This is a genomic window from Streptosporangium nondiastaticum (assembly GCF_003011965.1).
GTDB classification, from domain to species: Bacteria; Actinomycetota; Actinomycetes; order Streptomycetales; family Streptomycetaceae; genus Streptomyces; species Streptomyces nondiastaticus.
Window position 1 is genome coordinate 1 of sequence record NZ_PXWG01000033.1, and the last position, 20,706, is coordinate 20,706.

The following is a 20,706-nucleotide window of genomic DNA, read 5'->3' on the forward strand; positions in this document are numbered from 1 at the left end:
GGCGGCCGCCGCGTGAGCATCCGGTCGCCCGGCCCCAGTCCCTCGCGCAGCCGCCGCGCGCACTGCCCGGCCTCGCCGGGCACCCGGAAGGCCGCGAGCGGCAGCCGGTCGTCCACGGGCCCGGTACGGAGGGCGTCGAGGGCGTCGGCGAGGAGCCGGGTGAGAGTGAGGGCGAGCGCCGCGGCGGCGGGCGGGGCTACGGGCCGCCCTGCGCCGGGTAGGTCCGCAGCTTCGGCCGACCCCTCGTCGTGCGGTTCCTCCACGCACACCACCGTGCGGACGTTGCTGCAGAACCTGCCCCCGTCGCCCGCCACCAGCGGCAGCAGCCGGTCCGCCGCCTCCGCGGGGTCCGTGCCGGGCGGGACGAGCGCGCACCCGCGCCCCGGGCCGCGCACCTGCAGCCGGTCCGAGGCGCGTACGTCGGCGGAGAGAAGTTGACGCAAACGATGGATCTGCATGGAGCCCTTCGCAGTACGCGGGGGTACGTCGTCAGACGAAGTCGGCGTGCAGGGTGGAGGGCACCTCCAGCGCGTACGCGCCGAGGGCGTCGTCAAGTTTGACCTGTCCGCTCCGCAGGAGCTCCAGGAGCTCGTTCTGCGGCCGGTAGAAACAGGATTTGCACAGGTCCGTCCGGAGCGGGTTGGACGCCTCCCACTCCGCCCGCGGCCCGCCCTCCAGCACGCCCGCGTACCCGTCCTCGATCACGTTGCCGATGCGGTAGCGGCTGTTGAGGTGGACCTGCGGACAGGGATAGAGGTGACCGTCCGCGCCCACGGTCGTCACGAAACGGCTGTAGTGACAGCGGTCGAAGTCGCCCTCCACGGCCTCCACCCGGTCCATCGGGCCGCGGTCCGGCTTGGGCACGGACACCTCGAAGCCGGGGGAGGACAGCCGCGCCGCCTCCGCCAGGGCGGCCGTGACCTCGGCCATCACCGGCTCGATCGTCCGGCGGCCCAGCGCCGTGTAGAACTCGGGCTCGAAGCGGACGTAGTGGGCCCCGGCCTCCCGGGCGACGCGCGCGGCGGCCACGATCTCGCGGTGGTTCCGCTCGGTGATCACATAGTTGAAACCGATGCGGAAGTCGGGGTCGATCGCCGACTGCCGCAGCCTGCCGACGTTGTCCAGGAAGGAGGCGAAGGTGTGCTCGCGGTCGTGGGTGATCTCCGCGAAGGTGGCCTCCGTGCCCGCGTTCAGACCGACCCGCACCCACGTGTGCGTGCTGGCCACGCACTCGGCCATCGCGGGCCGCCCCAGCCGGGAGCCGTTGGTGATCAGACCGATCCGCAGGCCCGCCTCGTGCCCGGCGTCGCAGACGGCCGGATAGCCGGGGTGGATCGTGCATTCGCCGCTGCCGCAGAACGTGACCGCGCGGCCCTCGTTGGCGGCGAATTCCCGTAACAGCGAAACCGCGTTCTCCGTGGAGATGACGTCCTTGAAAGAGAACAGGTCGTAGAAGTGTTCCTCGGCGGGGGAATGGAAGTTGCAGAAATCGCACCGCATGTTGCAGGCGCCCATGATGCCGATGCGCATGTGGACGGGACGGATCTCCCCGCCCTCGACGAAGCGGCGGAGCAGTTCGCCGTGCGCGAGGACTTTCTGCGGGGAATGCGCCCGGTCGAGGCTGACCACGGGCAGTCCGGGACGGTTGACGGGGGCGGCCGCTGCGTAACTCCGCACGCGTGCGGTGTCGTTCATGGGGTTCCTCTCGCATGGCTCTCGCAAGGCCAGAGGTTCGGCGCGGGTGACACTAGGAGCCGCCGTCACGACCGTCAATAGGTCTAGACCCGCGCCGCCGCCACGCTCGTTTACTCCGCCGGCCTCTGCAGCCTCGCGACGAACTTGTAGCGGTCCCCGCGGTACACCGAGCGCACCCATTCCACCGGCTGCCCCTGGGCGTCCAGCGAATGGCGGGAGAGCATCAGCATCGGCAGGCCCACGTCCGTGCCCAGCAGCCCCGCCTCGCGCGGCGTGGCCAGGGACGTCTCGATCGTCTCCTCCGCCTCCGCGAGCCGGACGTCGTAGACCTCCGCCAGGGCCGTGTAGAGCGAGGTGTACTTCACGAGGCTGCGCCGCAGGGCCGGGAACCTCTTCGCCGACAGGTGGGTCGTCTCGATGGCCATCGGCTCGCCGCTGGCCAGCCGCAGCCGCTCGATGCGCAGGACGCGGCCGCCCGTCGCGATGTCCAGCAGCTTGGCGAGCCGGTCGTCGGCCGTGACGTAGCCGATGTCGAGGAGCTGGGAGGTCGGCTCCAGGCCCTGGGCGCGCATGTCCTCCGTGTAGGAGGTCAGTTGCAGCGCCTGCGAGACCTTCGGTTTCGCGACGAACGTCCCCTTGCCCTGGATGCGCTCCAGACGGCCCTCCACGACCAGCTCCTGGAGGGCCTGGCGGACGGTCGTGCGGGAGGTGTCGAACTCCGCGGCCAGGGTGCGCTCCGGCGGCACGGGCGTGCCGGGGGGCATGGTTTCGGTCATGTCCAGCAAATGGCGTTTCAGGCGGTAGTACTTGGGAACGCGCGCGGTCCGCGCGCCGCCCGACGCGCTGCCGCCCTCGGCCGTACCGCCCTCGGTCGCCATGGCCTGCCTTCCCGACTCCGATCCTGCTGCTGTCACCGGCTCCTCCGTCTGTCGCGGTCACATGGTGGCACGGGCAGAGCCCGAGGGGCCCGGAGACGCCCAGGTCGACCTCGAGGTGTCGGTCCGGTAACGGAGCCGACAGCGACTCTTATACACCCTTGACACCCCAAAAGGTCTAGGCCAAGCTGCGGGCACTGGTCTAAACCATTAAAGACCACATTCGGTCCTTGAGGAGAGTGCTGTGAAGCGAGGGCTCATAGCGGCGACGGGTGTCGCGGCCATGCTGGTGAGTGTTGCTGCCTGTGGGTCCAGCGACAGTGACAAGGGATCGGGCGACGGCGGCAAGGACAAGAGCCTCACCGTCTGGTTCATGGACGGCTCCAACCCCGCGGGCTGGACGAAGACGGTCCAGGCCGAGTTCGAACAGAAGACCGGCGCGAAGCTCAACGTCCAGGTCCAGAAGTGGGACGGCATCCAGCAGAAGCTGACCACGGCCCTCTCCGAGTCCAGCCCGCCCGACGTCGTCGAGGTCGGCAACACCCAGACCCCCTCCTACGCGCAGACCGGCGGCCTCTCCGAGCTCGGCGACCTGAAGAAGGAGATCGGCGCCGACTGGACCGAGTCCCTCAACAAGCCCGCCGTCTTCGAGGGCAAGCAGTACGCCGCCCCGTGGTACGCCGCGAGCCGCGTCGTCATCTACAACAAGAAGGTGTGGGCGGACGCGGGCGTCACCGACGTCCCGAAGACCCGCGCCGACTTCTTCAAGGCCCTGGAGGCCATCCAGAAGAAGGGCGAGGCCGAGCCGCTCTACCTGCCCGGCCAGAACTGGTACTTCTTCGACGGCCTGACCATCGGCACCGGCGCGGACCTGGTGAAGAAGGACGGCAAGAAGTGGGTGTCCAACCTCGGCGACCCCAAGGTCGCCAAGGCCATGGACGTCTACAAGCAGTACCAGGCGTTCAGCAAGGCACCCAAGGACAAGGACGAGGCCACGCCGCAGCAGGCCGACGTCTTCGCGAAGGGCAAGACCGGCGCCTTCATCGGCATGGGCTGGGAAGCGGCCACCGCCGTCAAGGCCAACCCGGCCATCGAGAAGGACCTCGGCTACTTCACCATCCCCGGTGAGACCGCCGGCAAGCCCGAGGGCGTCTTCCTCGGCGGCTCCAACCTCGCCGTCGCCGCCGGCAGCAAGAAGCAGGACCTCGCCAAGGAGTTCCTCAAGATCGCACTGTCCGACAAGAACGAGGCCGCGCTGGCCAAGGAGGTCGGCTCGCTCCCCAACAAGGACTCCCTGCTGGGCAGCCTGAAGGGCAACGCCGCCGCCGAGGCCGCGGCCCCCGCCGCCAAGGGCGGCGGCACCACCCCGCTGATCCCCGAGTGGGCCGCGGTGGAGAACGCCCCCAACCCGATCAAGGCGTACATGACGGCCGTGCTGAACGGCAAGTCCCCCGAGGAAGCCGCCAAGCAGGTCGAGGCGGACGTCAACAAGCGCCTCAGCCAGAAGCAGTGACCTGACGGCAGGGCGGGGGCCGTGAGAGGCGGCCCCCGCCCGGCCGTGTGCCGACGCAACACCGTTCCACAGGGGAGAAGGCGGACGACGATGTCAGCGCAGATCGAAGAGGCGACGGCCGGCGGGCCCGCCTCCCGGACCGGCAAGGGCACCGCCCCGCCGCCACCCCGCCGCGGCCCCCGCCGGCTCACCGGGGGAGTGCCGTACCTGCTGCTCCTCCCCGCCGCCGCCGTCACGGTGCTGCTGCTCGGCTGGACCCTGCTGAAGAGCGCCCTGCTGTCGTTCCAGACCCTCGGCCCGCGCCAGCTCATCCAGCACCTCACCGAGTGGACCGGCACCGACAACTACACCGAGCAGCTCGGCAGTTCCGAGTTCTGGGGCGTCACCGGCCGCTCGGTCGCCTTCACCGCCGTCAACGTCGTCCTCATCATGGCGATCGGCAGCTTCACCGGACTGCTCCTCGCCCGCCTGGGCAAGAAGCTGCGGCTGCTGCTCTCCCTCGGCCTGATCCTGGCCTGGGCGATGCCCGTCGTCGCGGCGACCACCGTCTTCCAGTGGCTGTTCGACCAGCGCTTCGGCGTCGTCAACCACGTCCTGGACCGGCTCGGCTGGCACTCCATGGCCGGCTACAGCTGGACCAGCGGGCAGTTCTCCACCTTCTTCGTGATCACCGTGCTGATCGTCTGGCAGTCGGTCCCCTTCGTGGCGATCAACCTCTACGCGGCGACCACGACGATCCCCAAGGAGCTCTACGAGGCCGCCTCGCTCGACGGCGCCGGCACCTGGAAGCAGTTCACCTCGGTGACGTTCCCCTTCCTCAAGCCGTTCTTCCTCGCGACGACGTTCCTCGAAGTCATCTGGATCTTCAAGTCGTTCACCCAGGTCTTCGCGATCAACGAGGGCGGCCCGGACCGGCTCACGGAGACCCTTCCCGTCTACGCCTTCCAGGAAGGCTTCGGCAGCCAGCACTTCGGGATGGGCGCCGCCATCTCCATCCTGACCATCGTGATCCTGCTGGCCCTGACGGCGTACTACCTGCGCCTGGTGCTCAAGCAAGAGGAGGACGAGCTGTGAGGCGATCGACCCTGGGCCGGATCTGGCCGGGAGCGACCGCGGTCGTTCTCTTCCTCGCGTTCGTGTTCCCCGTCTACTGGATGTTCAGCACGGCCTTCAAGGCCAACAAGGACATCGTCAGCGAGGACCCCGTCTGGTTCCCGGCCCGCCCGACGTTCGAGCACTTCCGGAAGGCGGTGGACGCGGACGGCTTCTGGACGCTTGTGGGCAACTCCCTCACCGTCACCCTCGTCGCCGTCGCGCTGTCGCTGGTGATCGCCCTGTTCGCCTCGTTCGCCGTCGCGCGCATGAGGTTCAAGGGGCGCAAGGGCTTCATCCTGGTGATGATGATGGCGCAGATGGCCCCCTGGGAGGTCATGGCCCTCGCGTACTACATCATCGTGCGCGACGCGGAGATGCTGAACAGCCTCGTCCCGCTGATCGCCATCTACACCGTCATGGTGCTCCCCTTCACCGTCCTGACGCTGCGCGGCTACGTCGCCGCCGTGCCCAAGGAGCTGGAGGAGTCCGCGATGGTCGACGGCTGCACCCGCACCCAGGCGTTCGTCAGGGTGATCTTCCCGCTGCTGGCGCCGGGCCTGATGGCCACCTCGCTCTTCGGCTTCATCACCGTGTGGAACGAGTTCCCCTACGTCCTGATCCTCAACAAGGACGCGTCGGCCCAGACCCTCCCCGTCTGGCTCACCGGATTCCGCACGGCGTTCGGCGACGACTGGGGCGCCACCATGGCCGCCTCCTCGCTCTTCGCCGTGCCCATCCTGATCCTCTTCGTCATCCTCCAGCGCAAGGCAGTCGGCGGCCTCACCTCCGGCGCAGTGAAGGGTTAGCGCACTCCCATGGACACGCTCACGCGCGACGCCCTCGCCGTCCTGCAGCCCGGCTTCACCGGCACCACCGCCCCCGCGTGGCTGCTGCGCCGGATCGGCGAAGGCCTCGCCTCCGTCGGCCTCTTCGGCCGCAACATCGCCTCCCCCGAGCAGCTCGCGGGGCTCACCGCCCAGCTGCGCGCCGAACGCGGCGACGTCCTCGTCGCCATCGACGAGGAGGGCGGCGACGTCACCCGGCTGGAGGTGCGCACCGGCTCCTCCTTCCCCGGCAACCTCGCCCTCGGCACCGTCGACGACACCGCACTCACCCGCGCCGTCGCCCGCGAGCTCGGCAGGCGGCTCGCCGAGTGCGGCGTCAACCTCAACTGGGCGCCCTCCGCCGACGTCAACTCCGACCCGGACAACCCCGTCATCGGCGTCCGCTCCTTCGGCGCCGACCCGCATCTCGTCGCCCGGCACACCGCCGCCTACGTCGAAGGCCTGCAGTCCGCGGGCGTCGCCGCCTGCACCAAGCACTTCCCCGGGCACGGGGACACGGCCGTCGACTCCCACCACGACATGCCGCGCATCGACGCCGGCCTCGCCACCTTGCACGAGCGGGAACTGGTGCCCTTCCGGGCCGCGGTCGCCGCCGGCACCAAGGCCGTCATGAGCGCGCACATCCTGCTGCCCGCCCTCGACCCCGGCCTGCCGGCGACCCTCAGCCCCGCCGCCCTGCACGGGCTGCTGCGCGCCCCCGTCGCCGACGGCGGCCTCGGCTTCGACGGCCTGATCGTCACCGACGGCATGGAGATGCGGGCGATCTCCGGCACGTACGGGATCGAGCGGGGCAGCGTGCTGGCCCTGGCCGCGGGCGCCGACGCCATCTGCGTCGGCGGCGGCCTGGCCGACGAGGACACCGTGCTGCGGCTGCGCGACGCGCTGGTCGCCGCCGTCCGCGCCGGCGAGCTGCCGGAGGAGCGGCTCGCCGACGCCGCGGCACGGGTGCGCGCCCTGGCGCGCTGGACCTCGGGGGAGGGCGCGGCCGAGGAGGGGACCGCGCCCGCCCCCGAGGTGGGACTCGCCGCCGCCCGGCGCGCCCTGCGGGTCACCGCCGCGCCCGGGCACGAGCCGCTCACCGGGCCCGCCTACGTGGCCGCGCTCACCCCGCTGGCGAACATCGCCGTCGGCGACGAGACCCCCTGGGGCGTCGGCGCCGAACTCGCCCGGCTGCTGCCCGGCACGGAGACCGGCACGTACGGCCGCGACGCGGCCCGCCCGGCGGAGGTGCTCGCGGCCGCGGGCGGCCGGCGGATCGTCGCCGTCGTACGGGACGCGCACCGGCACGGCTGGATGGCGGAGGCGCTCGACGCGCTGCTCGCCGCGCGGCCGGACACGGTCGTGGTCGAGATGGGCCTGAACGCGGCCCCGCCGCGGGGGGCGCTGCACGTGGCGACGCACGGGGCGGCGAGGGTCTGCGGCGTGGCTGCCGCGGAGGTCATCGCGGGGACGCGCGACTGACGGCCGGCCCGGCACCGCCGGGGTGCTCGGTGGGGGGGTGCGCGCCGCGGCGGGCGCAGTCCGGGGGCAGTGGCCCCCGGCCCCTCCGGAGGAGGAAACGGCGAAAGGGCGGGACCGGGGCCCCTTCCTCCCGCCGCAATGGTGCTCAGCCACCGCGGCGCAGTCCGGCGGTGCCGGACCCCGCCGCAGCGGCGGGTGTGGTTACAGCCCCTGCCAGGCCGGCTTCGCCGCGTACGTGGCGCGGAAGTAGTCCGCGAGCTTCAGCTTGGACGCGGCGGCCTCGTCGACGACGACCGTGGCGTGCGGGTGCAGCTGCAGCGCCGAGGCGGGCACCAGGGCCGAGACCGGCCCCTCGACGGACGCCGCCACGGCATCGGCCTTGCCCTCGCCCGTGGCGAGCAGCACCAGGTGGCGGGCCTCCAGGATGGTGCCGATGCCCTGGGTGATGACGTGGTGCGGCACCTGCTCGATGTCGCCGTCGAAGAAGCGCGCGTTGTCGACGCGGGTCTGCTCCGTGAGCGTCTTGATGCGCGTGCGGGAGGCGAGCGAGGAGCACGGCTCGTTGAAGCCGATGTGGCCGTCGGTGCCGATGCCGAGCAGCTGGAGGTCCACTCCGCCGGCCGCGGGCAGCGCCCGGTCGTAGTCCTCGCACGCGGCCTGGACGTCCTCGGCGGTGCCGTCGGGGCCCATGAAGGACGCCTCGGTCAGGCCGAGCGGCTCGACGACCTCGCGCAGCACCACCGAGCGGTACGACTCGGGGTGGTCGGCGGGCAGGCCGACGTACTCGTCGAGCTGGCAGATGCGGGCCCGCGAGGCGTCCACCGCGCCGGAGCGGACCTTGGCGGTCAGGGCTTCGTAGACGGGCAGCGGCGTCGAGCCCGTGGCCACGCCGAGCAGGGCGTCGGGCTTGCGGCGCAGGAGGGCGGCCATGGCCTCCGCGATGAGTTCGCCGCCTGCCTTGGCGTCCGGGACGATGACAACTTCCACGCTGGGGCCTGCCGATCTTAAAGAGTGGAGCGGATCGTGTGGTATAGACCAATCTAGCAGAGGGGTGCACCGCGGTAACCCCGCCGGAAGCCCCCCCCGGGAACCCCATCGGGACCCCCGCCGGGACCCGCCCCCGCCCCTGCCCCCGGCGCCGCCTCCCGCTGGCGGGCGCGCACCACCCCGTGGTCGACTGGGACTGCATCCCCGTCCGGGAGGTATCCGGCATGACCGCCACGACCGCCGCCCACCACCGCGAGCAGCCGGGCGGGATCATGTCCGCCGAGATGGCCGAACAGCCGGCCGTCCTGCGCCGCATCCTCGACCGGGGCGCCCCCGCCGTCGCCGCGACCGCCCGGACCGTCGCCGCCCGCGCCCCCCGCTTCGTGCTCCTCACGGCCCGCGGCACCTCCGACAACGCCGCCCTCTACGCCAAGTACCTCCTCGAAGTGCAGCTCGGAAAGCCCTGCGGCCTGACCTCCATGTCGACCGTCACGGCCTACGGGGCCCGGCCCGACCTGACGGACGTCCTCGCCGTCACCATCAGCCAGTCCGGCGGCTCACCCGACCTCGTCGCCTCCACCAAGGCCGCCCGCGAGGCCGGGGCGATCACCCTCGCGGTCACCAACAACGCCGACTCCCCGCTCGCCGCCGTCTCCGAGCACCACATCGACATCCTGGCCGGCCCCGAACGCGCCCTGCCCGCCACCAAGACCTACACGGCCTCGCTGCTCACCCTCTACCTCTTCGTCCAGGGACTGCGCCCCGGCGGCGGCGACGGCAAGGCCGCCGCCGAGGCCCTGCCCGGCCTCGCGCAGAGCATCCTCGACCGCGCCGCCGAGGTCAGGCAGCTAGCCGCCCGCTACCGCTTCGCCGAACGGATGGTCCTCACCTCCCGCGGCTACGGCTACCCGACCGCCAAGGAAGCCGCGCTCAAGCTGATGGAGACGAGCTACATCCCCGCCCTCTCCTACTCCGGCGCCGATCTGCTGCACGGCCCGCTCGCCATGGTCGACAACATCTCGCCCGTCATCGCCATCGTCACCGAGGGCCGCGGCGGCGAGGCTCTGCAGCCCGTGCTGGAACGGCTGCGCGGCCGGGGCGCGGACCTGATGATCGTCGGCAGCGAGGCCGAGGCGGCCAGGGGGACGGCCGGATTCGCCCTGCCCACGGCCGGGGTGCCCGAGGAGCTGCAGCCGATCCTGGAGATCCTCCCCCTGCAGATGCTGGCCTACGAGATCACCGTCGCCCGCGGGCAGGACCCCGACGCGCCCCGCGCCCTCGCGAAGGTCACCGAGACCCGCTGACGCACCCCGCGCCCCCGGCCGCCGCTGACCTGACTCCGCCCCGGCTGCCGCGGACCCCCGTCCCACGGCCGCCGCCGGGCCGGCGAGCACGCCTCAGAGCAGCGCGCCGCCCGTCGCGTCTATCCACTGTCCCGTCACCCACCGGCTGTCGTCCGACGCCAGGAAGGCGACGATGTCGGCGACATCGCGCGGCTCGCCCACCCGCCGGAGCGGGGACATCGCCGCGACGCCCTCCCGGGCCTCCGCGCTGTCGCGCAGCCACGAGGCGTTCATGTCCGTGTCGATCGCGCCCGGCGCCACCGCGTTGACCGTGATGCCGCGCTCGCCCAGCTGCTTGGCCAGCACCGAGGTGAAGGAGTCCACCGCGCCCTTCGTCATGGTGTAGGCGATCAGCTCGGGCATCCCCCCGCCGCGGGTCAGCCCCGTGGAGACGTTGATGACGCGCCCGCCGTCGCGCAGGCGGTCCAGGCCGTGCTGGGTGATGAAGAACGGCGCCTTGGTGTTGACCGCGAAGACCCGGTCGAAGTTCTCCGGGGTCACCTCGCCGAGCGGCACCCGCGGACCGTCGGTGCCCGCGTTGTTGACCAGGATGTCCAGGCCGCCGTCTCCGGCCTGCTCGTCGAAGGCGGCCCAGAGCGCCTCGGCGTCCCCCGGCACCCCCAGCTCGGCCCGGACCGCGAAGGCGTCCCCGCCCGCCGCCCTGATCTCCTTCACCGTCTGCTCGGCCGAAGCGGCATCCCGGCCGTAGTGCACGGCGACGCGGGCGCCCTCCTTGCCCAGGCGCTCCGAGATCGCCCGCCCGATGCCCCGGCTGCCGCCCGTGACCAGTGCCGTCCTGCCCGTGAGCGTGCCCATGGCCGCGCCCCCCTCTTTCTTTAGCGGTTGCTACAGAAAGAACGTAGCACAGGTTTTTTAGCGAGCGCTATAGAATGGGGTCATGGCGACCAAGCAGCGGGGCAGGCCCCGGTCCTTCGACCGCGAGACGGCTCTGGAGCAGGCGATGCGGGCCTTCTGGGAGCACGGCTACGAGGCCGTCTCCATCGCGGACCTCACCCGGGCCATGGACATCAAGGCGCCCAGCCTCTACGCGGCGTTCGGCGACAAGCGCACCCTGTTCGAGGAGGCCGTCGAGGCCTACGTGAACAGCTACGGCGTCTTCACGGTCCAGGCCCTGGCCGAGGCGCCGACCGCCCGGGCCGCGGTCGACCGCCTCCTGCACGAGGCGGCCGTCTCCCACACCCTGCCCGGCCTGCCGCGCGGCTGCCTGCTCATCAGCGCCGCCACCAACTGCACCGAGCAGTCCTCCGACGTGGCCGAGGCGCTCAAGGAGCGGCGCAACGCGGGCGTCGCGTTCATCGAGCGCCGCATCGCCGCCGACGTCGCCGCGGGCGTGCTGCCGCCGGAGACCGACGCCCGCGCGCTCGCCGTCTACACCGGCGCCGTCCTGCAGGGCATGTCGCAACAGGCGCGCGACGGCGTGGACCGCGCCACTCTGGAGGCGGTCGCCGATTTCGCGATGCGGGCATGGCCCCGGGAGCGCGCGGGGGAGACATCGTCCGACACCGGGGAGGCGTCGTCCGACGCGGGGTGACAGGCCGGAGGGGGCGGGGGGTGCGCGACGAAGAAGAGGGAGGCGGCTGACCGGCGGCCGCGTGAGACGCGGGCCCGGCGGTCGTGTGAAGAGCCGGCCCGGAGATCACTTCGGGCCGCGGCGCCTGGCCGGGACCCTCAACCCGGCCGGCACCGCAGCCCGGAGCCGTATCGGCCCGCCGGGCGCGCGGGGTGTGCGGACCCCGCGGCCGGAGTGGGCCGACTGGAGGCCGTGGCGCGATCAGGGCAGAGAGCGCCGGGCCTCGCTCCGCCCTCCTGTGCGGGGAAGGCGGAAGCTTTGCTCACTCATTGTGGACTAGACCATTCTCCTGTGTCCATGCTTCGCGCCGCACGGGTTTCCCCGGGTATCACCCGCGGCCCGGACGGCCCGCCGCCGCCCGAAGGCGGCACGAGGTGAGCGCCCCGGCCCCGGGTAGGCTCACCAACGTGCCCTCCATGAACGACCTCGTACGCCAGCACACGTCCCTCGGCGACTCCGACCTGGAGTGGCTGCACCTGCTGGTCTCGGAGTGGCAGCTGCTCTCCGACCTGTCCTTCGCCGACCTGGTGCTGTGGGTGCCCACCCTCGACGGCACGCGCTACGTCTCGGTCGCGCAGATGCGGCCGAACACCGGCCCCACCTCGTACCAGAACGACATGGTCGGCCACCTCGTGCCGCGCGGCCGCCGCCCCATGCTCGACGCCGCCCTCGACGAGGGCCGGATCGTCCGCGAGGGCGACCCCGAGTGGCGCGAGGAGGTCCCGGTCCGCGTCGAGTCCATCCCGGTCCGCCGCGAGGGCCGGGTGCTGGGCGTCATCGCCCGCAACACGAACCTGCTGACCGTGCGCACCCCGAGCCGGCTGGAGCTCACCTACCTGCAGAGCGCCTCCGACCTCGCCCAGATGATCGCCAACGGCGCCTTCCCGTTTCCCGGTCAACAAGTCGACATGGACGCCTCGCCGCGCGCCGGCGACGGCCTCATCCGGCTGGACGCCGACGGCGTCGTGCAGTACGCGAGCCCCAACGCCCTCTCCGCCTACCACCGCCTCGGCCTCGCCGCCGACCTCGTCGGACATCATCTGGGCGAGACCACCGCTCAGTTGGCGCCCTCCCGGGGCCCGGTCGACGAGTCCCTCGCCAAGCTCGCCAGCGGCTGGGCGCCGCGCGAGTTCGAGGTCGAGGGCAACGACGGGGTCATCCAGCTCCGGGCGATTCCCCTCAAACCCAAGGGAAACCACATCGGTTCGCTCGTACTGCTGCGCGACGTCACCGAACTGCGTCGCCGCGAGCGAGAGTTGATCACCAAGGACGCGACCATCCGGGAGATCCACCACCGGGTGAAGAACAATCTGCAGACCGTAGCCGCGCTGCTGCGCCTCCAGGCCCGCAGGATCGGTTCGGCGGAGGGCCGCGAGGCGCTGGAGGAGGCCGTCCGCCGCGTCGGCTCGATCGCGATCGTCCACGAGACGCTCTCGCAGAACCTGGACGAGCGGGTCGAATTCGACGAGATCGCCGACCGGGTGCTGGCGATGGTCGCCGAGATCTCGCCCGGCCGGGTCGCCGGCCGGCGCACCGGCCGCTTCGGCATCCTCGACGCCGAGGTGGCGACGCCGCTGTCGATGGTGCTGACCGAGCTGCTGCAGAACGCCATGGAGCACGGCTTCGGGCCGGGGGAGCGGGGCACGGTCGAGGTCACTGCCATGCGCAGCGGCACCCGGCGCGACGCCCGCCTGCTGATCTCCGTGCAGGACGACGGCCGCGGCCTCCCCGAGGGCTTCGACCCGCAGCGCGCCGGCAACCTGGGCCTGCAGATCGTCCGCACCCTGGTCGAGGGGGAGATGGGCGGGACGTTCGACATGCTGCCCGCTTCCGGGCAGGGCACGAGGGTCGTCCTCGACATCCCTGTGCGGGCCGAGAAGGGCTGACCCCGGCGGCGATCGCCGCGCGCAGCACTGACCGACACGGCATCGGCCGACATGGCGCCGATCCGCGCGCAGCACTGATCGCACACAGCACTGAGCCCCGGACCAGTATCTGGTCCGGGGCTCAAAGCTGCGATGATGCGGGGCGCCCCCAGGCGAAGCTCGGGGGGAGCGTCAGGGGGTACTGCGCGCTGCGGCTCGGGGGCCGAGGGGCGTCGTCAGGCGGTGGCGTTGCGCGCCCGGTTGCGAGCGGCGCGGCGCTTCATGGCGCGACGCTCGTCCTCGCTGAGGCCACCCCAGACGCCGGAGTCCTGGCCGGACTCGAGCGCCCACTGCAGGCACTGCTCCATCACGGGGCAGCGGCGGCAGACGGCCTTGGCTTCCTCGATCTGCAGCAGCGCAGGACCGGTGTTGCCGATGGGGAAGAAGAGCTCGGGGTCTTCCTCGCGGCAAACGGCGTTGTGACGCCAGTCCATGGCTGCTCCATCTCCTCGGTATTGCGGCTACGTTGCTTGTGAATGTGAACGCTTTCACGAATCCCTCCGCAGGGGAAGGGCCGACGCCCAGTCGTGAAACTGGTGCGGTCCATCAGGGAAAGGGAGGGGTTCGGGCTGTATCGGAAGGCCGGAAGAGCGGACGTCCCGATCGCCATGAAGAGACTCGCAAACCTCGGCTGCGGATACAACCCCTTCTGGAAAGTTTTTTTTGATTCCTCGGTGTCGGCTAGGTCACAGCCGTACTTCCAGGGGGTGGAACCCAGCCTAAACGTTCGAGTGGAAGGACTTTCGGCCCTGGCACTCACACAATCACACGCAGTGCACGGCGAACGCCTGTGAACGTCACGCTCGTCCGCACTCCGAGGTGGTCACCGTCCATCTGGAAGGGCAGCGGAACCTGCGAATGCAAGGTGAACCGGGTCTGGTCGTGCAGCGAGACGGTGTGTTTGCCTCTCGGTCCGCGCTCCGGCGTGGACGTCAGCAGCTGGGTGACGTAGCGGCCGGCCGCCGTCGTCGACAGCCTGGTGAATCCCAGCACGTCAAGAGCGGTGTCGAAGGACGCCTGCGGCGACGCGTAGACCGGGCGGTTGTTGAGATACGTCCACGGCGCCGTGTTGCAGATTATCGACATGACGAGATTCTCGAGCGGCTCCTCGCCCGGCCGTTCGAGGGTGATCGTGCCGTTCCGGCGGTGGGTCTCCCCGAGGAACTGACGCATCACCTGTCGCACGTACAGCGCGGGCGTCGACCGCTTCCCGCGCTCCCGCTGCTGCTCCACCCGGCCGATGACGCCCGCGTCGAACCCGAAGCCCGCACAGAACGTGAACCAGCGCTCCGGCACCCCCTCGTCCTCCGTGCCCGGAGTGCCCCCCGCGAGCCCCAGGCCCACGGTGCGCTCGCTGCCGTCGCGCAGGGCGTCCAGCAGGGCGCCGGTCGCCTCCACGACGTCGTTGGGCAGCCCCAGCGCGCGGGCGAAGACATTGGTGGAGCCGCCGGGCACCACGGCGAGCCGGGGCAGGCGCTCGGGGTCGGGGCCGTCGTGCAGCAGGCCGTTGACCACCTCGTTGACCGTGCCGTCGCCGCCGAGCGCCACCACGAGCTCGGTGGTGCCGCTCTCGGCCGCCCGCCGTGCCAGGTCGCGGGCGTGGCCCCGGTACTCGGTGGTGGCCACCTCCAGCTTGAGATCACTGGCGAGGGCGTGCACCAGGACATCACGGGTACGGGCACTGGTGGTGGTGGCCGAGGGATTGACCACGAGGAGCGCACGCATGCGCGCCAGCCTACCTACCTGTCGGTACACGAACCGCCCCGGCCCGCCTTCGGCCCCCCTCGGATCGACGGCGGTACGGCTACCCTGCTGGGGTGAGCAGCAAGCAGTCCGCGCCGAAAAACGCCCGTAAGAGCGGCCCCGCCGGCCCCCGGAAGCAGGCCGCGGCGGCCCCCGCCCCCGCGCCCGCCGGGCCCCGCCCGGCGCGGCTGACGGCTGCCGCCGCGCTGACCGGCCTGGAGGGTCTGGCCCTCGCCGCCGCCGGCGTCTACCTGCTGGTGATGGGCCTGCTCGGCAAGCCGGACAGCCCGCAGCAGGCGGAGACGGGCGGCATCACCGTGCTCGCTCTGGCCGTGCTGCCGCTGGCCGCGGCGCGCGGGCTGTGGCTGCGGCGCCGCTGGAGCCGGGGGCCGGCCATGGCCACGCAGATCATGGCGCTGCCGGTCGCCTGGACGCTGTACGTCGCCGGTGGGGCGATGATCGCTGCGGCGGTGGCGCTGTTCGCCGTGGCCGTGGGCACGCTTGTGCTGCTGGTGAACCCGACCGCGACGGAAGCGCTGGGGATCGGCCCGCGCGAGTGAGTCCCGGGGCTCCGCCCCGGACCCCGGTCCTCAGACGCCGGACTCAGTCTTCGATCACCGGACTCATTCTTCGATCAGCAGCCTGTCCCGCAGCTGGGCCAGTGTCCGCGCCAGCAGCCGCGACACGTGCATCTGCGAGATCCCGACCTCCTGGGCGATCTGCGACTGGGTCATGTTGCCGAAGAACCGCAGCAGAAGGATCTTCTTCTCCCGCGGCGGCAGGTCCTCCAGCAGCGGCTTCAGCGACTCGCGGTACTCGACGCCCTCCAGCGCCTCGTCCTCCGCGCCGAGCGTGTCCGCCACGGCCGGCGACTCGTCGTCCGTGTCGGGCACGTCGAGGGAGAGGGTGCTGTAGGCGTTGGCGGACTCCAGGCCCTCCAGCACCTCCTCCTCGGAGATCCCCAGGTGCTCGGCCAGCTCGTGGACCGTGGGCGCGCGGCCGTGCCGCTGGGAGAGCTCCGCGGTGGCCGTGGTCAGGGCCAGCCGCAGCTCCTGCAGCCGGCGCGGGACCCGGACCGCCCAGCCCTTGTCGCGGAAGTGCCGCTTGATCTCCCCGACCACCGTGGGCGTCGCGTACGTGGAGAACTCCACGCCGCGGTCCGGATCGAACCGGTCCACCGACTTGATCAGGCCGATCGTCGCGACCTGGGTCAGGTCGTCCAGCGGCTCACCCCGGTTGCGGAAGCGCCGGGCCAGGTGCTCCACCAGCGGCAGGTGCATCCGCACGAGGTGGTTGCGCAGCTCGGCCCGCTCGGGCGAGCCGTCCGGCAGCGCGCGCAGCTCGATGAACAGGGCCCGGGCACCGCTGCGGTCCTGCGCGGTGGAGTGCCGGTGCTCGTGCTGGTCCATGTGGTCCGCCCGCTCTGGTGGGTCGCTCGCCTCGTCCGGCGCGGGATTCGCAGGATCGCCCGGCAGCTGTCGGGCAGGCTGCTGCGGGATGGCCGGGGTACGCACCCCCCGCGACGATGCAGTACTCACGGAGCCCCCTCTTCCGTCACGGCTGTCCGGGGCCGGCGCCGCGCTTCTTGTGCAGGCTGATGCTGACCGTACGGTCGTCGGCGACGGTCGAGTCGACCTCACCGGCCAGGGCGGAGAGCACCGTCCAGGCGAAGGTGTCGCGCTCGGGTGCGCGGCCGTCCGTGGTGGGTGCCGAGACGGTCACCCGCAGCGCGTCGCCCACCAGGCGGAAGACGCAGCTGAGAACGGAGCCGGGCACCGCTTGTTGCAGAAGGATCGCGCACGCCTCGTCCACCGCGATGCGCAAGTCCTCGATCTCGTCGAGGGTGAAGTCCAAGCGGGCCGCGAGACCGGCTGTCGCCGTTCGCAGCACCGACAGGTAGGCACCCGCAGCGGGCAGCCGGACTTCCACGAAGTCCTGGGTCCCGGGCTCGCCTGCGATTGGGGACACCCTCACCTCCAAGGTGGCACAAGCTTCTTGAGCTGTTACGAGCGCCGGCCCCCGCCCTCGGCCGCCCTTCGGTCGAAGGCCGTGCGCGGGCCGGTGCGGCACATGGTTCGGCTGCGACGCTATCGCGATCTGCGGGTCCGTGGAGCAGCCCCGAGACTGTCACTCATGGTAAACCCATGAGCACGGACAGTGGCTAGGGGTTTGGGGCCTCAAATCGAAAGAGCTGTCGCCTAGTTGGGATTTTCGTCACTCTGCGCGAGCGCCGCAAGGGTCCGGAGGGGTTCTCCGGACAAGCGGTAGGTGGTCCATTCGTCCATCGGTTCGGCGCCGAGGGACTTGTAGAACCCGATCGAGGGCGTGTTCCAGTCCAGCACTGACCATTCGAAACGCTGGTAGCCGCGCTCCGTGCAGATCCGGGCGAGGGCCGCGAGGAGCGCCTTGCCGTGCCCTCCGCCGCGCGCCTCCGGGCGCACGTAGAGATCCTCCAGGTAGACACCGTGCGTGCCTGTCCACGTGGAGAAGTTGCGGAACCAGATCGCGAAGCCCACCGGTTCCGGCGCTCCGGACGCGCCGTCGCCCGCATTTTCGTCACTCTCCGCTATCAGGGCGAAGGCCGCGGGATGCTCCCCGAAGAGCGCCTCGCGCAGCTGTTCCTCGGTCGCCCGGGCATCCTCCAGGGCCCTTTCGTACGCCGCGAGTTCGCGGATCATCGCGTGGACGGCGGGAACGTCTGCGGGCGTCGCGGCTCGGATCATGCGTGCATGCTAGCGGGCGGCGTCAGACGAGCCGCTGGTCCACATAGCACCAGCGCCAGCTCTGGCCCGGCTCGTAGCTGCGCATCACGGCGTGGCCGGTCTCCGCGAAGTGCGCCGTGGCGTGCCGGTACGGCGAGGAGTCGCAGCAGCCGACGTGGCCGCAGACCAGGCACAGCCGCAGCTGCACGGGGTGGCTGCCGGCCGCCTCGCACTCCGGGCACGTCGGGTATGCGGCGACGGGCTCGGGGCGCGGCAGCCCGGGAAGATGCTGGCACTCGCTCATGATTGCCAGATTAGATCGCACCGCCGACACGCGAGCCCGCGGGCCGGGCGGAACGCACGAGGGGACAGACACCGCACCGATGGACGTCATGCCACTGCTGATGCTGGTCGCGGTCGCCGCCGCCGTGGCCGGCGCGGCCCGCCGCACCCCCGTGCCCGCGCCCCTGCTGCTCGTCGCCGCGGGCCTCGCCGCCTCGTACGTCCCCGGCGTCCCGGACTACACGCTCGACCCCGGCGTCGTGCTGCCCCTCCTGCTGCCGCCCCTGCTGCACACGGCCGCCCTCGACAGCTCCTACCTCGACCTGCGGGCCAACGTCCGCCCCGTGGCCCTGCTGTCCGTCGGCTACGTCCTCTTCGCGACGCTCGCCGTCGGGTACGCGGCCTTCCTCGTCGTCCCCGGGATGCCCCTGACGGCCGCCCTCGTGCTCGGCGCGGTCGTCGCCCCGCCCGACGCCGTCGCGGCCACCGCCATCGCCCGCCGCCTCGGCCTGCCCTCCCGGATCACCACCATCCTGCAGGGCGAGTCCCTGGTGAACGACGCCACCGCGATCACCGCCTACAAGGTGGCCCTCGCCGCCGCCATCGGCACCGGCGCGACCTGGGGCAAGGGCATCGAGGAGTTCGCCGTCGCCTCCCTCGGCGGCATCGGCGTCGGCCTGGCCCTCATGGTGCCGCTGCACTGGCTCCGCAAGCACCTGCGCGAGCCGCTCCTGCAGAACACCCTCTCCCTGCTGATCCCCTTCGCCGCCTACGCCGCCGCCGAGGAGGTCCACGCCTCCGGCGTGCTCGCCGTCGTGGTCGTCGGCCTCTGGCTCGGCCACCACGCCTGGCAGGTCGACTTCGCGACCCGGCTGCAGGAGGCCGCCGTGTGGAAGATGGTCTCCTTCGTCCTGGAGTCCGCCGTCTTCGCCCTCATCGGCCTGCAGCTGCCCGTCGTCGTGCGCGGCCTCGGCGACTACGGCGCGGGGCCCGCCGCCTGGTACGCGGTCGCCGTCTTCCTCGCCGTCGTCGCCGCCCGCTTCGTGTGGGTCTTCCCCGCGACGTTCCTGCCGCGCGCCCTGTCCGCGCGGATCCGGGCCCGGGAGACCGACACCACCTGGAAGAACCCGCTCGTCGTCGGCTGGGCCGGCATGCGCGGCGTGGTCTCCCTGGCCATCGCCTTCTCCATCCCCCTCACCACGGGCGCCGGGGCGCCCTTCCCCGAGCGCAACCTCGTCCTCTTCCTCACCTTCACGACCGTCATCGGCACGCTCGTCGTCCAGGGCCTCACCCTGCCCCCGCTCATCCGCCTGCTGCGGCTGCCCGCGCGCGACAGCGCCGCGGAGACCCTTGCGGAGGCACAGGCCCAGAACGAGGCCTCACTCGCCGCCGAGCGGCGCCTGGACGAGCTCCTCGCCGACGAACGGAACGCCCTGCCGGCGCCCCTCGCCGACCGGCTCCGGGTCGTCATGGAGCGGCGCCGCAACGCGGTGTGGGAGCGGCTGGGGACGGTCAGCGCGGTGACGGGGGAGTCCGCGGACGACATCTACCGGCGGCTCGCCCGCGAAATGATCGGGGCGGAGAGGGAGGTCTTCGTGCGGTTGCGCGACGAGCGGCGGATCGATGACGAGATGCTGCGGACGTTGTTGCGGCGGCTGGACTTGGAGGAAGCCGCCGCCTATCGCGAGGAGGGTGCGGCATGATCACGGCGCTCCCGTGATCACCGCCACCGCCGTCGTTCCCCTCGGGAACGCGCCCTCCTCCGTCAAGGTCGTCAGGCCGTACAGCATCTTCGCCACGTACAGCCGTTCCAGCGGCAACCCGTGCCGGGCCGTGAAGTCGTCGGCGAAGGCGTCCAGCGCGGGGGACGTGCGGGCGTAGCCGCCGCAGTGGAAGCGCTCGTCAAGCCGCCACGTCCCGCGCCGACCGCCGAACGCCTCCCCCTGCAGCCGCTCGACCTCCGCGCCCAGGAAGCCGCCCTTGAGCACGGGGAAGCCGATCGCCCGCTGCCCCTCGCCGAGGCCCGCGGCGAGCCCGGCGAGCGTGCCGCCCGTGCCGCACGCGACCCCGACGACGTCCGCCATCCCGCGCAGTTCGCGCCCGAGCTCCGCGCAGCCGAGCACGGCCGCTCCGTTCGACCCGCCCTCGGGCACGACGAAGCAGTCGCCGCCCGCCCGCTCGACCAGCCCGGCCAGCACCTCCGGCTCGGTCTTGCGGCGGTACGTGGCCCGGTCCGTGAACAGCAGCCGCATGCCGGACGCGGCGCAGTAGCGCAGCGAGGGGTTCAGCGGCCGGTCGGCGAGCTCCTCGCCCCGGACGACGCCGACGGTGGCGAAGCCGAGCAGGCGGCCCGCCGCGGCCGTGGCCCGCAGGTGGTTGGAGTACGCGCCGCCGAACGTCAGCAGGGTGCGCCGGCCCGCCCCGGCCGCGGCCTCCAGGTTGGGCGCGAGCTTGCGCCACTTGTTGCCCGGCAGCTCGGGGTGTATCAGGTCGTCCCGCTTGAGCAGCAGGCGCACGCCGTGCCGCGCGAACCTCTCGTCCGGGAGCTCCACGAGCGGCGACGGCAGCCGCGGCCGCAGGCCGGCGAGCCCGGCGCTGCCGGCGGCGGAGGGATGGCTGGTCACGCCCCCATTGTCGCGCGAGCGGGCC

The 20,706-nt window shown here is 72.0% G+C and carries 21 protein-coding genes; 9 read left to right on the forward strand and 12 right to left on the reverse strand.

The genetic code is table 11. The features are described 5' to 3' along the window. The 3 genes from B7P34_RS15080 to B7P34_RS15090 all read right to left on the reverse strand — a co-directional run. Positions 1-458, reverse strand: a 458-nt coding sequence (locus B7P34_RS15080) for a hypothetical protein (RefSeq protein WP_146166824.1), incomplete at its 3' end; no start/stop codon positions are given. A gap of 31 nt (positions 459-489) precedes the next feature. Continuing rightward, positions 490-1,695, reverse strand: coding sequence for a radical SAM protein (locus tag B7P34_RS15085; RefSeq protein WP_106676756.1), 1,206 nt, complete (start codon positions 1,693-1,695; stop codon positions 490-492). Positions 1,696-1,805: 110 nt separating this feature from the next. Then, a complete protein-coding gene (locus B7P34_RS15090) occupies positions 1,806-2,573 on the reverse strand; it encodes a GntR family transcriptional regulator (protein ID WP_106676758.1) in 768 nt (255 codons plus the stop codon). A gap of 241 nt (positions 2,574-2,814) precedes the next feature. On the opposite strand from B7P34_RS15090, the gene B7P34_RS15095 reads away from it, so the two are divergent. The 4 genes from B7P34_RS15095 (at position 2,815) to B7P34_RS15110 (ending at position 7,484) form a co-directional block, all read left to right on the forward strand. Then, the gene (locus tag B7P34_RS15095) at positions 2,815-4,083 is read left to right on the forward strand and encodes an extracellular solute-binding protein (protein ID WP_106676760.1); all 1,269 of its coding nucleotides are present in this window, start codon (positions 2,815-2,817) and stop codon (positions 4,081-4,083) included. Positions 4,084-4,173: 90 nt separating this feature from the next. Then, positions 4,174-5,157 (forward strand): carbohydrate ABC transporter permease, encoded by a 984-nt coding sequence (locus tag B7P34_RS15100; RefSeq protein ID WP_106676762.1) that lies wholly within the window; start codon positions 4,174-4,176, stop codon positions 5,155-5,157. After that, positions 5,154-5,984 carry a carbohydrate ABC transporter permease gene (locus tag B7P34_RS15105; protein ID WP_106676764.1) on the forward strand — a complete coding sequence of 277 codons (831 nt, stop codon included), beginning with the start codon at positions 5,154-5,156 and terminating at the stop codon, positions 5,982-5,984. Before B7P34_RS15100 ends, B7P34_RS15105 begins: the two co-directional genes overlap by 4 nt. 9 nt (positions 5,985-5,993) lie before the next feature. After that, on the forward strand, positions 5,994-7,484 hold the full coding sequence (locus B7P34_RS15110) for a glycoside hydrolase family 3 protein (RefSeq protein ID WP_106676766.1): 1,491 nt from the start codon (positions 5,994-5,996) through the stop codon (positions 7,482-7,484). Positions 7,485-7,685: 201 nt separating this feature from the next. Here B7P34_RS15110 and nagB read toward each other — a convergent pair whose 3' ends face one another. Beyond that, positions 7,686-8,471 (reverse strand): glucosamine-6-phosphate deaminase, encoded by a 786-nt coding sequence (gene nagB, locus B7P34_RS15115; protein ID WP_106676768.1) that lies wholly within the window; start codon positions 8,469-8,471, stop codon positions 7,686-7,688. A 224-nt stretch (positions 8,472-8,695) separates the two neighbouring features. Between nagB and B7P34_RS15120 the strand changes: the two genes are divergently transcribed. Beyond that, the gene (locus tag B7P34_RS15120) at positions 8,696-9,775 is read left to right on the forward strand and encodes an SIS domain-containing protein (protein WP_106676770.1); all 1,080 of its coding nucleotides are present in this window, start codon (positions 8,696-8,698) and stop codon (positions 9,773-9,775) included. A gap of 93 nt (positions 9,776-9,868) precedes the next feature. Here B7P34_RS15120 and B7P34_RS15125 read toward each other — a convergent pair whose 3' ends face one another. Continuing rightward, complete coding sequence (locus tag B7P34_RS15125) at positions 9,869-10,630, reverse strand: glucose 1-dehydrogenase (RefSeq protein WP_106676772.1); 762 nt, start codon at positions 10,628-10,630, stop codon at positions 9,869-9,871. Between the two features lie 82 nt (positions 10,631-10,712). Here B7P34_RS15125 and B7P34_RS15130 point away from each other — a divergent pair, with 82 nt between their 5' ends. Beyond that, on the forward strand, positions 10,713-11,366 hold the full coding sequence (locus B7P34_RS15130; RefSeq protein WP_106676774.1) for a TetR/AcrR family transcriptional regulator: 654 nt from the start codon (positions 10,713-10,715) through the stop codon (positions 11,364-11,366). A 446-nt stretch (positions 11,367-11,812) separates the two neighbouring features. After that, positions 11,813-13,291, forward strand: coding sequence for a sensor histidine kinase (locus B7P34_RS15135; protein ID WP_223267870.1), 1,479 nt, complete (start codon positions 11,813-11,815; stop codon positions 13,289-13,291). Positions 13,292-13,506: 215 nt separating this feature from the next. On the opposite strand, the gene B7P34_RS15140 is transcribed toward B7P34_RS15135, so the two are convergent. Both B7P34_RS15140 and B7P34_RS15145 read right to left on the reverse strand, forming a co-directional pair. Beyond that, positions 13,507-13,764, reverse strand: coding sequence for a WhiB family transcriptional regulator (locus B7P34_RS15140; RefSeq protein WP_004937597.1), 258 nt, complete (start codon positions 13,762-13,764; stop codon positions 13,507-13,509). A gap of 322 nt (positions 13,765-14,086) precedes the next feature. Next, positions 14,087-15,055: a diacylglycerol/lipid kinase family protein gene (locus tag B7P34_RS15145; protein ID WP_106676777.1), complete on the reverse strand. Its 969-nt coding sequence runs from the start codon at positions 15,053-15,055 to the stop codon at positions 14,087-14,089. A gap of 92 nt (positions 15,056-15,147) precedes the next feature. Here B7P34_RS15145 and B7P34_RS15150 point away from each other — a divergent pair, with 92 nt between their 5' ends. Further along, a complete protein-coding gene (locus B7P34_RS15150) occupies positions 15,148-15,633 on the forward strand; it encodes a hypothetical protein (protein ID WP_106676779.1) in 486 nt (161 codons plus the stop codon). A 63-nt stretch (positions 15,634-15,696) separates the two neighbouring features. On the opposite strand, the gene B7P34_RS15155 is transcribed toward B7P34_RS15150, so the two are convergent. From B7P34_RS15155 to B7P34_RS15170, 4 genes are all read right to left on the reverse strand, one after another. Further along, complete coding sequence (locus B7P34_RS15155; protein ID WP_223267871.1) at positions 15,697-16,482, reverse strand: RNA polymerase sigma factor SigF; 786 nt, start codon at positions 16,480-16,482, stop codon at positions 15,697-15,699. Between the two features lie 145 nt (positions 16,483-16,627). After that, entirely contained in the window at positions 16,628-17,032 is a 405-nt protein-coding gene (locus tag B7P34_RS15160; protein WP_223267878.1) for an anti-sigma factor, read from the reverse strand. 239 nt (positions 17,033-17,271) lie between these two features. Further along, positions 17,272-17,796 (reverse strand): GNAT family N-acetyltransferase, encoded by a 525-nt coding sequence (locus B7P34_RS15165; protein WP_106676783.1) that lies wholly within the window; start codon positions 17,794-17,796, stop codon positions 17,272-17,274. A 22-nt stretch (positions 17,797-17,818) separates the two neighbouring features. Then, complete coding sequence (locus B7P34_RS15170) at positions 17,819-18,079, reverse strand: UBP-type zinc finger domain-containing protein (protein ID WP_106676785.1); 261 nt, start codon at positions 18,077-18,079, stop codon at positions 17,819-17,821. Positions 18,080-18,158: 79 nt separating this feature from the next. On the opposite strand from B7P34_RS15170, the gene B7P34_RS15175 reads away from it, so the two are divergent. Further along, positions 18,159-19,760 carry a Na+/H+ antiporter gene (locus tag B7P34_RS15175; RefSeq protein ID WP_106676787.1) on the forward strand — a complete coding sequence of 534 codons (1,602 nt, stop codon included), beginning with the start codon at positions 18,159-18,161 and terminating at the stop codon, positions 19,758-19,760. On the opposite strand, the gene B7P34_RS15180 is transcribed toward B7P34_RS15175, so the two are convergent. After that, the gene (locus B7P34_RS15180) at positions 19,761-20,681 is read right to left on the reverse strand and encodes a 1-aminocyclopropane-1-carboxylate deaminase/D-cysteine desulfhydrase (RefSeq protein ID WP_106676789.1); all 921 of its coding nucleotides are present in this window, start codon (positions 20,679-20,681) and stop codon (positions 19,761-19,763) included. Positions 20,682-20,706: the final 25 nt, after the last annotated feature.